General features: G+C 63.1%; 13 protein-coding genes. 4 read left to right on the forward strand and 9 right to left on the reverse strand.

Annotated features, from left to right (window positions below; translation table 11 throughout):
• Positions 1-205: 205 nt before the first annotated feature.
• From VLY20_10990 to VLY20_11005, 4 genes are read left to right on the forward strand one after another with little or no spacing between them, the layout of a single operon-like run.
• Complete coding sequence (locus VLY20_10990; GenBank protein ID HUK57173.1) at positions 206-1,585, forward strand: nodulation protein NfeD; 1,380 nt, start codon at positions 206-208, stop codon at positions 1,583-1,585.
• Positions 1,582-2,346 carry a slipin family protein gene (locus VLY20_10995; protein ID HUK57174.1) on the forward strand — a complete coding sequence of 255 codons (765 nt, stop codon included), beginning with the start codon at positions 1,582-1,584 and terminating at the stop codon, positions 2,344-2,346. The genes VLY20_10990 and VLY20_10995 overlap by 4 nt, the downstream gene beginning before the upstream one ends.
• A gap of 45 nt (positions 2,347-2,391) precedes the next feature.
• A complete protein-coding gene (locus VLY20_11000) occupies positions 2,392-2,583 on the forward strand; it encodes a hypothetical protein (protein ID HUK57175.1) in 192 nt (63 codons plus the stop codon).
• Positions 2,580-3,140: a nucleotidyl transferase AbiEii/AbiGii toxin family protein gene (locus VLY20_11005; protein ID HUK57176.1), complete on the forward strand. Its 561-nt coding sequence runs from the start codon at positions 2,580-2,582 to the stop codon at positions 3,138-3,140. The genes VLY20_11000 and VLY20_11005 overlap by 4 nt, the downstream gene beginning before the upstream one ends.
• A 164-nt stretch (positions 3,141-3,304) precedes the next feature.
• On the opposite strand, the gene VLY20_11010 is transcribed toward VLY20_11005, so the two are convergent.
• The 9 genes from VLY20_11010 to VLY20_11050 form a co-directional block, all read right to left on the reverse strand.
• Positions 3,305-5,617: a plasma-membrane proton-efflux P-type ATPase gene (locus tag VLY20_11010; GenBank protein HUK57177.1), complete on the reverse strand. Its 2,313-nt coding sequence runs from the start codon at positions 5,615-5,617 to the stop codon at positions 3,305-3,307.
• Between the two features lie 44 nt (positions 5,618-5,661).
• Positions 5,662-6,828 carry an ABC transporter permease gene (locus VLY20_11015; GenBank protein ID HUK57178.1) on the reverse strand — a complete coding sequence of 389 codons (1,167 nt, stop codon included), beginning with the start codon at positions 6,826-6,828 and terminating at the stop codon, positions 5,662-5,664.
• A gap of 41 nt (positions 6,829-6,869) precedes the next feature.
• Positions 6,870-7,997, reverse strand: a complete 1,128-nt coding sequence (locus VLY20_11020) for an ABC transporter permease (GenBank protein ID HUK57179.1) — start codon at positions 7,995-7,997, stop codon at positions 6,870-6,872.
• Between the two features lie 175 nt (positions 7,998-8,172).
• Positions 8,173-9,102, reverse strand: a complete 930-nt coding sequence (locus VLY20_11025) for an ABC transporter ATP-binding protein (protein HUK57180.1) — start codon at positions 9,100-9,102, stop codon at positions 8,173-8,175.
• Positions 9,099-10,100 (reverse strand): efflux RND transporter periplasmic adaptor subunit, encoded by a 1,002-nt coding sequence (locus tag VLY20_11030; GenBank protein ID HUK57181.1) that lies wholly within the window; start codon positions 10,098-10,100, stop codon positions 9,099-9,101. Before VLY20_11030 ends, VLY20_11025 begins: the two co-directional genes overlap by 4 nt.
• A complete protein-coding gene (locus tag VLY20_11035) occupies positions 10,097-11,533 on the reverse strand; it encodes a TolC family protein (GenBank protein ID HUK57182.1) in 1,437 nt (478 codons plus the stop codon). Before VLY20_11035 ends, VLY20_11030 begins: the two co-directional genes overlap by 4 nt.
• Positions 11,530-12,633 (reverse strand): efflux RND transporter periplasmic adaptor subunit, encoded by a 1,104-nt coding sequence (locus VLY20_11040; protein ID HUK57183.1) that lies wholly within the window; start codon positions 12,631-12,633, stop codon positions 11,530-11,532. The genes VLY20_11035 and VLY20_11040 overlap by 4 nt, the downstream gene beginning before the upstream one ends.
• Positions 12,630-13,304: an ABC transporter ATP-binding protein gene (locus VLY20_11045; GenBank protein HUK57184.1), complete on the reverse strand. Its 675-nt coding sequence runs from the start codon at positions 13,302-13,304 to the stop codon at positions 12,630-12,632. Before VLY20_11045 ends, VLY20_11040 begins: the two co-directional genes overlap by 4 nt.
• Positions 13,301-14,422 (reverse strand): ABC transporter permease, encoded by a 1,122-nt coding sequence (locus VLY20_11050; protein HUK57185.1) that lies wholly within the window; start codon positions 14,420-14,422, stop codon positions 13,301-13,303. The genes VLY20_11045 and VLY20_11050 overlap by 4 nt, the downstream gene beginning before the upstream one ends.
• Positions 14,423-14,435: the final 13 nt, after the last annotated feature.

The raw sequence follows: 14,435 nt of genomic DNA on the forward strand, positions 1-14,435 counted from the left end.
CCGAACCGGACGCCGATCGCGGATGCGCCTATCTCTTCGAGCGGCATCCGCGGGACGTGCTTTCCGTTGAGATGGACAACCCGAACTGCACGAAGGACTTCGACGCCTATCCGTGAACCCGCCCGGCGGGCGCCGTCCCCACGCTTCCTTGACACCCCGCGTCGAAAAAGAATATGATGTTTGTTCACTTCATCAAGGGTGAGCGATGCCCCCGTCCCGATGGGTCCGATCGGTTGTTCTCGCGCCGGCGATTGTTGTTCCGGCCGCTCTGATTTCGTGGATCCTGTCCGGCGCCGATTTATCCTTCCAGACCCGTCCCGCGGCCGCCGATTCCAAGGACGCGCCCGACCCGGCCACGGTGACGGTGGCCGTATACGACGGCATCATCAATCCGGTCGCGGCCGAGTACCTGACCCGGCTCATCGACGACGCCGAAAAAAATCATCGGGAAGCGCTCGTGATCCAACTGGACACCCCGGGGGGACTCGACACGTCCATGCGCATGATCGTCAAGGCCATGGGCGCCTCGGAGGTGCCGGTCATTGTATACGTCTCGCCCACCGGCGCCCGGGCGGCCTCCGCCGGGGTTTTCATCACGCTGGCGGCCCCGATCGCGGCCATGGCCCCGGGGACGAACATCGGCGCGGCCCACCCCGTCTCGATGACGGGCGGCGAGATGGACAAGGAGATGAAAAAGAAGGTCGAAAACGACGCGGCCGCCTATATCAAATCGATCGCCGAGAAACACGGCCGCAACGCCCGGTGGGCCGAGGACGCGGTGCGCGAGAGCGTCTCGGCCACCGAGACCGAGGCCTTGAAGCTCAAGATCATCGATCTGGTCGCGCCAGACCTTCCCGCGCTGCTTTCGGCCGTGGACGGCCGAACGGTCGATACGGCCTCGGGCCGGCGCACCCTCCAAACGAAGTCGGCCGCGGTGGAAAGGGTCGACATGAGCGGCCGGCTCAAGATCTTAAACGCGCTCAGCGATCCCAACATCGCCTACATCCTGATGCTCCTGGGCATCTACGGCCTGATCTTCGAGCTGTACAGCCCCGGCGCGATCCTCCCCGGCGTCGTCGGCGCGATCTGCATCATCCTGGCTTTTTATTCCTTTCAAACGCTGCCGATCAATTACGCCGGACTGCTTTTGATCCTCGCCGCGATCGTCATGTTCATCGCCGAAATCAAGGTGCCGAGCTACGGACTGTTGACGGTCGGAGGGGTCATCGCGTTGGTCCTCGGATCGCTGATGCTGGTGAAAACCGACCTGCCTTCGATGCAGGTCTCTCTCTGGGTGATTCTTCCGACGGCGGCCGCGACGGCCGGGTTCTTCGCGCTGGTGGTCGGAATGGCCTGGAAGACCCGTCATCAAAAATCGGTCGCCGGCATCGAGGGCTTCATCGGCGCTTCGGGGACCGCCCGCACCGAGGTCCATCCCCGAGGCCAGATCCTCATCCGGGGGGAGATTTGGGAAGCGGTCAGCTCCGAGGCGATTCGGGAAGGCGAAGCGGTCGAGGTGACCGGCATCGACGGATTGACGTTGCGCATCAAACGGTCACAAAAACCAAGCGGGGGTACATCATGAGAGAGCTACTGTTCAGTCTGCCGGGCCTGATCATCGTCATTTTTCTGTTCCTGTTCATCTCCATCAAGATCCTCAAGGAATACGAGCGCGGCGTGATCTTCTTCCTGGGCCGCTTCCAAAAGGTGAAGGGCCCGGGCCTGATCATCGTCATTCCCGGCGTCCAGAGCATCGCCAAGGTGAGCCTCCGGACGATCGTGATGGACGTCCCGCCCCAGGATGTGATCACGCGGGACAACGTCTCGGTGAAGGTCAACGCCATCATCTATTTCCGGGTGATCGACTCCCAGAAGGCGATCATCCAGGTCGAGGATTATCTCTACGCGACGTCGCAGATCGCGCAGACCACGCTCCGCAGCGTTCTCGGCCAGAGCCAGCTGGACGATCTGCTGGCCAAGCGGGAGGAGATCAACGCGAAGCTTCAGCAGATCATCGACCAGCAGACCGAGCCGTGGGGGATCAAGGTCTCGGCGGTCGAGGTGAAGAACCTGGACCTCCCGCAGGACATGATCCGGGCGATCGCGCAGCAGGCCTCGGCTGAACGGACGCGTCGCGCCAAGGTGATCCATGCCGAGGGAGAGTTCCAGGCCGCGCAGAAACTGGCCGAGGCCGCGACGGTCCTTAGCCTGAACCCCGCCGCGATCCAGCTGCGTTATCTGCAGACCCTGACCGAGATCGCCGGCGACAAGAACTCCACCACGATCTTCCCGGTCCCGATCGATCTCCTGGAGCCCTTCTTCAAACGGCGGGAACCCGGGAAATAAGGGAGCCGTTTGACAACGATTTCTTTCTTCACTACAATAAACCGTATGAAGGCCAACCTCACCGGTTTGGACGTTCAAAACCGTCTCAAAAAATGGGCGGAGGCAACGGCTCTTTCTTTAGAACTGCTTGAGGCGTCCCTTAAAAAAGACTTTCCGGATCTGTCGGAAAAAGAACTGCGTCTGAAGGTGGTCGAACGGCTTAATACCTTCCGGCGCATCCGACTCTCGGAAGAATGACTTCGCCCGCCCCCGAGAACTTCTATCAACAGCTACTTCATATCTGCCATTTCCTTGAAAGCAATCGGATCCCCTACATGATCGTCGGCGGCATCGCCGTCAGCATCTGGACTGCTCCGCGGGCGACGGTGGATCTGGATTTCGTCATCGGCCTTAATGAAGAAACGCTGCCCTCTTTCATCAAATCCGCCGCCGAGGCGGGGCTCGTCGTTTTCGATCCCAAACCCATGGAATTTAAAAAGGTGAAGCTGCTTAGGATGTTCCTTAAAGGCACGGAGTCCCAGCTTCTCATGCTGGATTTTATCCTTGCGGATGACGAGTACAAGCGTGAATCGTTAAAGAGGGCCGTTGTCCTCAAATGGGAAGAACAAGAAATCAAGGTGGCCTCGCCTGAGGATGTTATCCTTCTTAAACTTTTAAGCGGCCGCGGTCAGGACAGGGTGGATGTGGAGAACATCATCCAAATGCAAAAAACTTCTTTGGACAGGACCTATCTTCAACGCTGGGCCAAACGCCTCTCTCTATCGGAATCCCTGACTCAATTCTTGGGGAAATGACCCCATCCACCCTGTGCCGGGATCGTTGCATCCACCGGCCTGCTGTGTTTTCCTTCGCGCGGGGAGGAAATTTTTCGCCCGACGGCTTCGTCCGTGCAGGCCTCTCTTATCACGCAGGCGGAACGTTGGAAGGTCTGCGATGGGCTTGACTCCGAGAGAGCTCCTCAGCGCATCTTGAAGTATCGGAAGATGCGCACCTTGAGAAAATCCACCGCGATCAAACAACCGATCACCAGCGCCAGCAGGCCTGCAGCCAATGCAGGCGGGATCGCGGCCATTAGAATGCCTTGAGTGGCCAGAACACCGACAAGAACCCCATCGAGAAAAGTGCTCAGCAGCAGCCAGGATCCGGGCATCGAATGCCAGAAATGACGGCGCTCGCGCACCAGATACACCATGCCTTGGCCGGTCAGCACCAGCATGACGAAGATCAGGGTTTGCAGTTGCGGCAAGGGCAGATGCAGCCAATGACGCGCGGCGAAGAACACGGCAAAAGAAAGGATCAGAACCGGCACGGCCAGCGCTCCGGCCGTGAGCATCAAGGTGGGAATGTCCCAGCGGTCCGGCGTGTGGGAAAAGGACACACGGTCGCCGGCGATCGCCATGGTCACGAAGTCGTTGGTAAAGAGCAGCAGCACCATGAGCAACGGCGTAATCACCAGGACGCCGGTGAGCATCACGCCCAGACTCAGGAAAATCGCGAGTTCCATCGTCTTGACGATCTTGTTCAGTGTATAGGTCAGCATGCGTTGGTAGATGCGCCGGCTGGTTTCCACCGCGGCGAGCAGATCGGAAAGCCCGGATCGGGTGAGCACCAGACTGGCGGCCGACTTGGCCACATCGGTAGCCTCCGAGACGGCAACGCCCACCTCGGCCTGCTTGAGCGCGGGCGCGTCGTTGACCCCATCGCCGGTCATGCCCGTCACACGGCCGGCCTGCTGCAAGGCCCGCACCAGGCGGAATTTGTCTTCCGGAAAGACGCGCGCGAACCCATCGCAATCCAGAACCGGCGCGCCGTCCTCCCCGCGCAGCGCTTCCGCCGGGCAGATGCGATCGCCGATTCCGACCCGCGCAGCCACCCCGCGGGCGGTGATTAGATTGTCGCCCGTCACCATCAGAACCCGCACCCCCAACTCCCGCAGGCCTTGGACCACCGACGCGGAATCCTCGCGCAGAGGGTCTTCCAACGACACCAGCCCCGCCAAGCGGAGGGCCCCATCCGTGCCCACGGCCACGGCCAGAACACGATAGCCTTCCGCCGCCAGACGCTCCACCTCCGTGTCAATGTCAGGCGGGTTTTGAACCTGCGCGGCGACCGCGCGCGGCGCCCCCTTGAGCACCCGCAGCCTTTGTCCGTCCCGTTCAAAGACGGCCTCGGTCCGCCGGGTTTCCGGATTAAAGGGGAGAAACTCCAAGCGTCGTCCCGCAGAAGCAAGCAGACCGCGCTCCCGTGCGGCGCCCAGGATCGCGAGATCGATCGGGTCCTGGCCCGCGTCATCGCTGGCCATCGCAGCCAGGCGCAGGAGTTCCTCCTCGGTCTGGGGCGGATAGGGGCGCAGCGCCGCGGGACGCAGCCGGTTTTGGGTCAGGGTCCCGGTCTTGTCGCTGCACAGGATCTCCATCGCGGCGGCCTCCTCGATGGCGGAAAGCCGCGTCACCAGCACGCCGCGCGCCGCCAACTCCTGCGCGCCCAAGGCGGTGGCCAGTGAAAACGTGGCGGGCAGGGCCGCCGGAACCGAGGCGATCAGGAGGATCAAGGCAAAGGGGAGGACATCCGACAGGGGCATCCCCGTCGCCACCGAATAGACCAGCAGCGCACTCACCAAGACCGCGTCCAGAACGATCAGGTATTTGACAATGGTGAAGATCAGGTTTTCGAGATGGCTGACGGCTTTTGCGGTGCGAACGAGCTCGGCGGTCTTTCCGAAATAGGTTCGCGGCCCGGTGGCGGTCACCTCGCCGTTCGCCTCCCCCCGCTTGATCACCGCGCCGGCGTAAGCCGCGGCGCCGGGACCGGCTTCGACCGGGAGCGACTCCCCGGTCAGCGCCGATTGATCGAGCAGCAGCGCGCCGTCAAACAAGCGGATATCCGCCGGCACCAAATCGCCCAGCCGCAGATGCACCACGTCCTCCGGCACCAGTTCCCGTGCGGGGATCTGCTGCCAACGGCCGTCGCGCCGCACCCGCGCCCGGACGGTGAGGCGGCGACGCAGCAGGGCCAGCGCCTGATTGGCGCGGTTTTCGTGAATGAAACTGACGGCGGCGTTGAAGACCAGCAGGAGCGCGATGATGACGGCTTCATCGAACTTGTCCAGAAAGAGCTGCAGCGCGATGGCGGCTTCCAGCATCCACGGCACCGGCGCCCAGAACTTGCTCAAGAATGCGAGCCCCGGATGACGACGGGCCTCCGCCACTTCATTCGGACCGACCTGTCGCAGTCGTTCCTCGGCCTGCGCGCCCGTCAATCCCTGTTCCATTAAAAGTTTCTCCCGGTCATTTCAGTCGGCCGCGACAAGGCGGGCTATCCCAGCGTCCTGCGGAAGCGCAGCACGCTCAGCGCGAAGATCGCGACGGCGAGGACGGCCAGCGGGACGACCTGCGGCCAGAGCGTGTCGATCCCGGCCCCCTTCAGGAAGATGCCACGAATAATGACGAGGAAATACCGCACGGGAGAGAGGTACGACAGGTCCTGGAAGAAGACCGGCATGTTGGCGATCGGGAAGGCGAAGCCGGAGAGGATCATCAACGGCAGCATGATGAAGAAGACGGTCAGCTGGGCCTGGTTCTGCGTCTTGGAGATCGTCGAGACGAACAGCCCCAGCCCCAGCGTCGTCAGGATATAGACCGCCGCCAACGCGAACAGGAGCGGGATGCTCCCCCGGACCGGGACGTCGAACCAGAAGATCCCGAACAGCAGAACGATGCCGATGTCGATGAACCCGATCACCACGAACGGCAGCAGCTTTCCGATCATCAATTCCGACCGGCGGAGCGGCGTGATGATCAACTGATCGAGCGTCCCGATCTCCTTTTCCTTCACGATGCCCAGCGCGGTCATCATGCTCGTGATCACGACCAAAAGCAGCGCGATGACGCCCGGGATCATATAATTCTTGCTCAGCAGGTCCGGGTTGTACCAGACGCGCAGGCGGCCGTTTATGATAGGGGCTCGCGCCTGCCCGCCGGCAGGCAGGTCGCCCTCCGACGACAGAGCCGTCCCATCGCTTGCATAGACACGGGTCAGCTGAATATTGGAGGAAAAAGCTTCCGTGATCCGGTTGACGTAGTCGAGGCCGATGAGCGCGGTGTTCGAGTTGCTGCCGTCCACGATCGCCTGGACCGCGACGGGCCTTCCCCCCCGGATGCGCCGGCCGAAGTCCGGCGGAAGGACGAGGACGACGACGGCCCGGCCTCGGTCGATCCGGTCGACCGCCTCGCGGTAGTTGTTCACGTAGTCCCTGACGACGAAGTACTCGGTCGGCGTGAACGCGCGGATGTAGGCCCGGCTTTCGGCCGTGCGGCTCTGGTCCCAGACCGCGATCGTGAGGTTCTTGATATCGAAGGTCGCCCCGTATCCGAGAAGGATCAGCTGGAGCACCGGCGCGATGAACAGGATCGGGAACAGCCGGGGGTCCCGTTGGAGTTGTTTGGCCTCTTTCCAGGCCATGGTCAGAATGCGCTGGATCACGTCGGCCTCACGTCATGATCGGTCCGAAACACCGCACCCTTTCAGGCCTCTTCCCGCGCGGCGAATCGCCGGATGCTGATCGTGATCACCGCCAGGCCGAAACCCAGAAGGATCAGCGTGTGCGGCCAAACCGCTTCCGCCCCGACCCCCTTCAACAGGATCGCGCGCAGGATGATCAGAAAATGGGTCGACGGAATCAGGAAGCTCACGCCTTGAAGCTGCCACGGCATGCTTTCGACCGGGAAAATGAAACCGGAGAGGATGAAGGTCGGAAGGAGCGTGCTGATCAGGCTGATGAAAAAGGCCACGGCCCGCGTCCTGGCGATCGTGGAAATCAGGAGCCCCATTCCCAGCGTCGCCGGAAGAAAAACCAACGTCTGTCCGAACAGCTGGATCGCGCTTCCGCGAAAGGGGACATGAAACACCACCACGCCGGTCAGCACGGTTAGGACGATCACGACGAGGCTGATGATCCCGTACGGGAGCATCTTGCCCAGGATCACCTCCCACGGCCGGGCCGGGCTTAACAGGAGCACCTCGAGGTTGCCCAGCTCGCGCTCCCGCACCACGGCCATGGCCGGGAGAGCGACGCCGATGATCATGATCAGCAAGCCGACGATTCCGGGCGTGATGAAGATGGTGCTGTTCAGGTCCGGATTGAACCAGACACGGCTCTCGACCCCGATCGCCGCCCGCGGGGCGGCGGCGCGCAGCCGATCCGGGGAATAGCCGCGGAGCACCTGCTCCACGTAACCCCCGGCCACGCTCGCCGTGTTGTTGTCCGATCCGTCGAGAAGGATCTGGATCGAATCCGGAAACCCGGAACGCACCCGGTCCCCGAAGCGGGGCGGGATTTCAAGATAGACACTGGCCCTTCCCCGGTCCAGCAGCTCCGCCTCTCGTCCGCAGGCCTGCCCGTCCGGCAGGCGGGCCTCCGCGTCGACCGATTTGAAATAGCCGGAGCTGAAGAAGGCTTCGGCCAGCGCTCGTGACTCGGGCGTGCGGTCCCGATCGCAGACCGCGGTGCGGATCTGCTTGATGTCCAGGTTGATCGCAAACCCGAACAGGATCAGAAGCAGGACCGGCATCAGGACGACCAGCCCCAGCGTCCGGGGATCCCGCCGGATCTCGATAAATTCCTTGACCATGATCGCCCAAAGAGGACCCATCCGAATCCGCCTTTTATCCACAACAACGTTGGATCATCCGCGGGTGGCCGAGACGGGGCGCCCCATCCGCCCGCAACGGAAAATCCCCGCCGGGTGGGGATGGCGGGCCTCACCGGAAAGTTAAACGCAGTGAGGACGGATGGGGCTGTCGAAGGACAGGACCCGCTGATCACCCCTACATTGTTTTCGACAACGAAACGAAGACATCCTCGATCGACGGCTGGATCCGCTCCAGCCGCTCCACCGAAATCCCCGCCTCCTCCAAGGCGGCCCGCAGGCGCGGGATGGCCTCGTCCGCGCGGGGCACGGCCACGTGGAGATCCTCCCCGTAGATATTGACGTCGAGGATGCCGGGAAGCCCCCGGATCCTGCGGAAGGCCTCGTTGAGCCGTCCGGTCCGGACCGTCACGATTTCATGGGCGTGGAATTCGGTCCGGATCCTGAACGGACTGTCGAGCGCGGCGAGCCGGCCCTTCCAGATGAAACCGATCCGGTGGCAACGCTCGGCCTCCTCCATGTAATGCGTCGTCACGAACAGCGTCTTCCCCTTTTCGGCCAGGCCGTAGAAGTAGTCCCACATCGTCCGCCGGGACACCGGATCGATACCCGCCGTGGGTTCGTCCAGGAAAACCACTTCGGGATCGTGGACGATGGCGCAGCCGAGCGCGAGCCGCTGCCTCCATCCCCCCGAAAGCTGCGAGGCCAGGGTTTTGCGGTACGGCTCGAACCCGAGCGAGTCGATCACCTCCCGCGTTTTCTCGCGGGCCGTCGCGGCATCGAGATACAGGCGTGAATAAAACCAGAGATTCTCTTCCGCCGTCAGGTCGGAATAGAGACCGAAACTCTGGGACATGTAGCCGACGAGCGGTTTGATGCGGTCGTTCTCCCGATTCACGTCGAGGCCCAGGATCGTCGCGGCTCCCGAGGTCGGCCGGAGAATCCCGCAGAGCATCCGGATCGTCGTGGACTTCCCCGCCCCGTTAGGCCCGAGGAAACCGAAAATCTCGCCCTTCCCGATCCGGAAACTGACATCGTCCACCGCCGCGACGACTCCGAATCGTTTGACCAGGCGGTCGGCCGCGATGGCCGGCGACGGCGCGCTCACGGTCGCCCCCCGTCCAGCAACAGTTCCACGTCGGCCGGCATGCCGGGCTTCAGCTCGCCGTTTGCATTCCCGACGGCGACCTTCACCTCGAACACCAGCTTGACCCGTTCCTCTTTCGTCTGGATCGTCTTGGGCGTGAACTCCGCCTTGTCCGAAATATAGGTCACTTTCCCGGAATAGAACTTGCCGGGGAAACTGTCGACCGAGACGCGGGCGTTCTGGCCCAGCTTCACGCGGCCGAGGTCCGTTTCCTTGATATAGATAGTCACCCAAAGATGGTCCAGATCGCCCAGCGTCACGACGGGCGAACCCACCGTCGCGATCTCGCCGACCTCGCGGTTCTTCAGCAATACGGTAGCGGCCCGCGGGGCCGAGAGGCGGGTCTGGTCCAGCTGCGCCTGGGCCAGTTCCAGCGCGGCCTGCGTCCGATCGAGCTCCCCGCGTGCGGCGTCGATCACCGGCCGCCGCGTGCCGGCCTTCTGCAGATCCAGATGCTCCTTGGCCTCCCGCTGCTTGGCCGCCGCCACATCGTACGAAGTTCGGGCGCGCTCCCATTCCTGGTCCGAGGCCACCTTGTCCTTGTGAAGACGGTCCAGCCGCTCCCAGTCGGTCCGGCTCTTCTCCACGTTGGCCTGCGCCTCCTCCAAGGCGGCCTCGGCCTTCTTGATCTCCTGCTCGCGCGAACCGGCCTCCAGATTTTGAAGGTTGGACCGCGCCGCGGCCCGTTGGGCCTCGGCCTCCCGAACCTGGGCCTCCAGCTCGCGTCGCTCGATCACGGCCAGGAGTTGGTCCTTCTGGACCCGGTCGCCCTCGTCCACCGTGATTTGCTCGATCCGGCCGGTGAGCTTCGGCGCGATCTCGACCTCGGTCGCCTCGATCGTCCCGCTGGCCGCGATCCGATCTCCGTTTGAAGGGCGATCGAAATACCGAAGCGCCGCGAGCCATCCCAGAACCGCAACGGCGACGACCGCGGTCGCGACGATCCGGACCCTCGTCATCGCTTTCCCTCCCCCTCGCCGCTTCCCGAAAGAACCTGCCGCCCCAGGGCCCGATCCAGCCGGGCCTTGGCCGACTGGAAATCATAGACGGCGTTGGTCAGGTTCGCCTGAGCCGAGATCAGGAGACTCTCGGCATCGAGCACTTCGGTGTTCGTCGTGACGCCCGCCTGAAACCGCTCGTCGGTGATCCGATAATTCTCCTTCGCCTGCTCGACCGCCGTCCGGGCCACCCCGATCTTCTCCTTTGCCTCGACCGCGCCGAGGTACTGCTCGCGGACCTCCAGGGCGATGCGGTCCTCGATCGCCTGGAGATCCAGTTCGCTCTGGCGCAGCCGAAGCCGCGCGCGCTCGACGTCCCGCTCGGTCTTCCCCCATTCCCAGAAGGTCCAGCGCAGAACGCCCAAAACTTCCCAGTTCTCCGGGAGAATGCTCGGGGTCTCTTTATCCCGGTCGTAGTTGGCCAGCGCGCTCACATTGGGGAAATAACCGCTTTGGGCCAGTTTCCGACGGATCTCCATCGTCCGGATTTGGGTCCGCCCGGCCGCGAGTTCCGGGCGGAGCTCCCGCGCGATTTTCACGGCGTCCTCGTAGGAGATCAACTCGGCCGATTCCGGCTGATCCTCCCGGGACGCCAAGGCCAGCGGCGTCGTGAGGTCCTGGCGAAGCAGATTGTTCATCGTCATCCTGGCCAGCTCGGCGTCGTTCTTCGCCGTGAGAAGCCGCTGTTCGGCTTCGGCTTTGTTGACGGTCGTTTTCAGGACTTCGTTGAAGGGAACGCTGCCGGCGTCGTACGACGCCTTCACCACCCGGAGATGCTCTGTCAGATCCCGGACCTGCTGTTCGGCCACGTCCTTCAACCGCTCCGTCTTCAAAATATCCCAATAGGCCAATTCCACCCGGAGAAGAAGATCCTGAAGGTTCTGCTGATGGAGCAAAGCGGCCAGTGTCGATCCCAGCCGGGCATCCTGATACGCGTAGTACACCGCACCGCCGGTGAACAAGGGCTGCTCGAGCGTCAGGCGCAAACCGTAGTTGGCCAACACGCCGGTTTGCACATCGGCCTGCGTCGGCGGCAGGAGCGGCGCGGTGCTGAAGCTGCCGGCCGGAAGCTGGATTCGCGGGGCGGTCCCGACGCGGCTGTACCTCGCCTCGGCCGAAAGTTTCGGGAAAAAATCGGCATAGCGACCCCGGGCCTCGGCTTTCGCGCCCAACACGTCGGCCTCCGAGGACTTCAGCCCGAGATTCCGCTCCAGCGCCAGCCGCTTCAGGTCCTCCAGCCCCATCGCCCGGCCCGTCTCCGGTTCCGGGGACTGCGCCGGCGCCGGCGGCGCCACGGGAAGGAGTCCCAGCCCAACAATCAAAAGGATCAACCCGGACCGTAGGAGCGTGCCGCCGGGCGTCACGGCTTGGATCTTCTTCCCGCGGGTCTTCATGGAATCACCACCTCTTCCCCTTCCTTTAAGCCGTGAAGGACTTCGGCGTCCCATCGGTCCATCGCGCCCAAAACCACCCGTCGAATCTCGGGCCGGCCCCGACCGTCCTTCACAACCATCACGTAAGAACCGTTTTCATCCTGCCGGATCGCGCGGCGCGGGATTTTTAAGACGCGGTCGGCCCGGACGACGTCGATTTTCACGTCCACCGTCATGCCCAATTTAAACGGGGGCAAGCAAGCGTCGGGCTTTGCCCGCGCTTGCGCGGGGACACGGGGGGCATCGGAGGACCCTGTTCCTTCTTCGCCGCACGGGCCCCCCGATTCAATCTTCCGAAGCTCAATCTTGGCTTCTAAAACCTTGGTGTCGGAGATTTTGGACGGGTCCTCCAGCTTGATCGACCGCCGGCCGACGCGCTCTCCGATCTCGATCACTTTCCCGGTGAAAACACGGCCGGGATAGGAGTCCGCCGTAATCGAGGCCTCCTGGCCGAGCGCCAGATGTCCGACGTCGTCCTCATCGATCTCGGCCCGGACCCGGACGGCCGAGGTATCCGCGATCGTCAGAATGGGGCTGCCGGCCTTGACCGATTCCCCCGCCTCGCGGTATTTCGCGATCACCTTCCCCGAAACGGGCGAGGCGATATGCATGTCCCTTAAAAGCGCCTCGGCCATTTCGAGACTGGCGCGGGCCAGATCCCGCTTCGCGTCGGCGCTGTCAAACTGGGACTTGGATGCGGCGTTGGACTGAAGGAGGCGCCGGCTGCGCGAATAATCGAGCTCCGCATCCTTCAACTCCGCGCGCGCCTGGTCGACGGCGGCCTTGGCGTACGCGTCGTCCATCACGATGACGGTCCGGTCCTTCGCGACCTCGTCGCCTTCCTTCACGGCGATGGACCGGATCCGCCCGTCGACCTTCCCGGCCAGGTCGACGGTCGTCTTCGCCTCGACCCGGCCCCGGGACGCGATGCGATCCAGGATGTTGCCGTAGGTCGCCCTCGCCGTTTGACCCGGACCGGACGGGCCGCGAAGCGTCCAAAGGCCCGCGACGACGAGACCCGCCGCCAGAATAAAGACCGCCCACCCGATCACGCGCTTCATGATATCAGAACTCCGTCCTCCAAGCGATAGACCCGATGAACCAGATCCATCATGCGCGCGTCGTGCGTCACGACCACGACGGATCGGTTTTCCTTCACCACGAGGTCCCGCAACAGCTCGATGATGGCATGGCCCGTCTTGGAGTCGAGGTTGCCTGTCGGCTCGTCCGCCAGGATCAACGGCGGCCGGTTCACAAGCGCCCGCGCGATCGAGACGCGTTGCTTCTGCCCGCCGGAGAGATCCCGGGGAAGGAAATCCGCCCGGTCGCCGAGCCCGACCGCCTCCATCATTTCCCGGGCCCGCCGCTTCGATTCCGATCCCCGGACTTCCCGAAGGTTCAGGGCCACCTCGACGTTCTCCAGCGCGGTCAGCGCTGAAAAAAGATTGAAGCTTTGGAACACGAACCCGATCGACCGCAGGCGAACCCGCGTCAGGTCGTCCTCCTCCCACCGCACCGGACGGCCCTCGATGATCACCTCGCCCCGGGTCGGCCGGAGGATGCAGCCGATCATCGAGAGCAACGTCGTCTTGCCGGACCCGGACGGGCCCATGATCGCCACGCTCTCGCCGGGCTTCACCCGAAGCGACACGTCGCGCACCGCCTCCACGGCCACCGGCCCTTCTTCATAGACTTTGCGAAGCCCCCGGGCCTCCAGAATGTATTCGTTCATGCCCGGAAGACCATCACGGGGTCCAGCGTCTTCACCTTCCGGATCGAGACGATCGAGGCCGCAAGGCACATCGCCAGCGTGAGCACCGAGACGGCGCCCATCAACGGCGGGGGAATCAACATGGCGATCCCCAGCGCATCATAGCCCTTCTTGATAAACAACACCAACACCAGACCGATGATAAAACCGATGGCGGCATTCACGGCGGCCTGCTCCAGAATGATTTTATAGATCGTCCAGTTCGTCGCCCCGATCGCCTTGAGCGTCCCGAATTCTCGGATGTGCTCGATGGTGGAGGAGTAGATCGTCTGGCTGACCACCACCGCCCCGACGACAAATCCCACAAAGGCCGTCAGCAGAAATCCCATCCCCATGCCGGTGGCGACCGTCCAGTACCAGCGGGTCTTGGCGCTCAACCCGGCCTGCGTGTAGACGTCCACGTTCTTCACGTGCTCCCGAATGCGTTGGGCGACCTCCTCGACCGATGCTCCCGGAACCGTTTTGACCAGGAGGAAGACGGGCTCGCGGAAGTAGGGGTTAAAGATCGCCGCCGTGTCGTAGGAGGCAATCACATAGGGAGCGGTCGTGATCGACTTGAGTCCCCGCGTCAGCCCGACGACTTTGACCCGGTAGTCGTTGATCTCGCGGACGTCCCCCACTTTGAGCCGGCCCAACCGTTTGACCGAAGACTGGTCCACGATCACGAACTCCCCGCCCTTGACGTCCGTCGGCCGGCCCGCCGCCAGGCGCCAGGGAAAACCCAGCGGCCCGTCGGGATCCAGCCCGAGAATCTCGACCTGCTCCGTCCCGCCGCCGAACAGCTTCATCACCCCCCAGGAGTGGATCATCTTTTCGACATCGGCCACGCCCTTGACCTCCTTGACCTGTTCCACTTTGCGCTCCGGAATCGGCCAGGCGAAATTAAAGTTCTGAAGATTTTTCGACGTGATCCAAATGTCGGCCGGGATCGACTCCACGATGAACGAGGCGTCCTGCATGAAACCGAGATACACCCCGATCGTGGTGAAAATGAGGACGACCGAGAAGGTGATGCCGATCAGCGTGATGGCCAAACGGGTCCGGTCGTGAAACAGATTTTTTCGAGCAATCGAGGGCATGGTGATCGATTCC

Source organism: Nitrospiria bacterium (genome assembly GCA_035517655.1).
Classification (GTDB): Bacteria; Nitrospirota; Nitrospiria; order JACQBZ01; family JACQBZ01; genus JACQBZ01.

Coding starts and splice junctions, on each gene's coding strand:
- VLY20_10990 (HUK57173.1), top strand. CDS start 206: ATGCCCCCGTCCCGATGGGTCCGATCGGTTGTTCTCGCGCCGGCGATT.
- VLY20_10995 (HUK57174.1), top strand. CDS start 1,582: ATGAGAGAGCTACTGTTCAGTCTGCCGGGCCTGATCATCGTCATTTTT.
- VLY20_11000 (HUK57175.1), top strand. CDS start 2,392: ATGAAGGCCAACCTCACCGGTTTGGACGTTCAAAACCGTCTCAAAAAA.
- VLY20_11005 (HUK57176.1), top strand. CDS start 2,580: ATGACTTCGCCCGCCCCCGAGAACTTCTATCAACAGCTACTTCATATC.
- VLY20_11010 (HUK57177.1), bottom strand. CDS start 5,617: ATGGAACAGGGATTGACGGGCGCGCAGGCCGAGGAACGACTGCGACAG.
- VLY20_11020 (HUK57179.1), bottom strand. CDS start 7,997: ATGGGTCCTCTTTGGGCGATCATGGTCAAGGAATTTATCGAGATCCGG.
- VLY20_11030 (HUK57181.1), bottom strand. CDS start 10,100: ATGACGAGGGTCCGGATCGTCGCGACCGCGGTCGTCGCCGTTGCGGTT.
- VLY20_11035 (HUK57182.1), bottom strand. CDS start 11,533: ATGAAGACCCGCGGGAAGAAGATCCAAGCCGTGACGCCCGGCGGCACG.
- VLY20_11040 (HUK57183.1), bottom strand. CDS start 12,633: ATGAAGCGCGTGATCGGGTGGGCGGTCTTTATTCTGGCGGCGGGTCTC.
- VLY20_11045 (HUK57184.1), bottom strand. CDS start 13,304: ATGAACGAATACATTCTGGAGGCCCGGGGGCTTCGCAAAGTCTATGAA.
- VLY20_11050 (HUK57185.1), bottom strand. CDS start 14,422: ATGCCCTCGATTGCTCGAAAAAATCTGTTTCACGACCGGACCCGTTTG.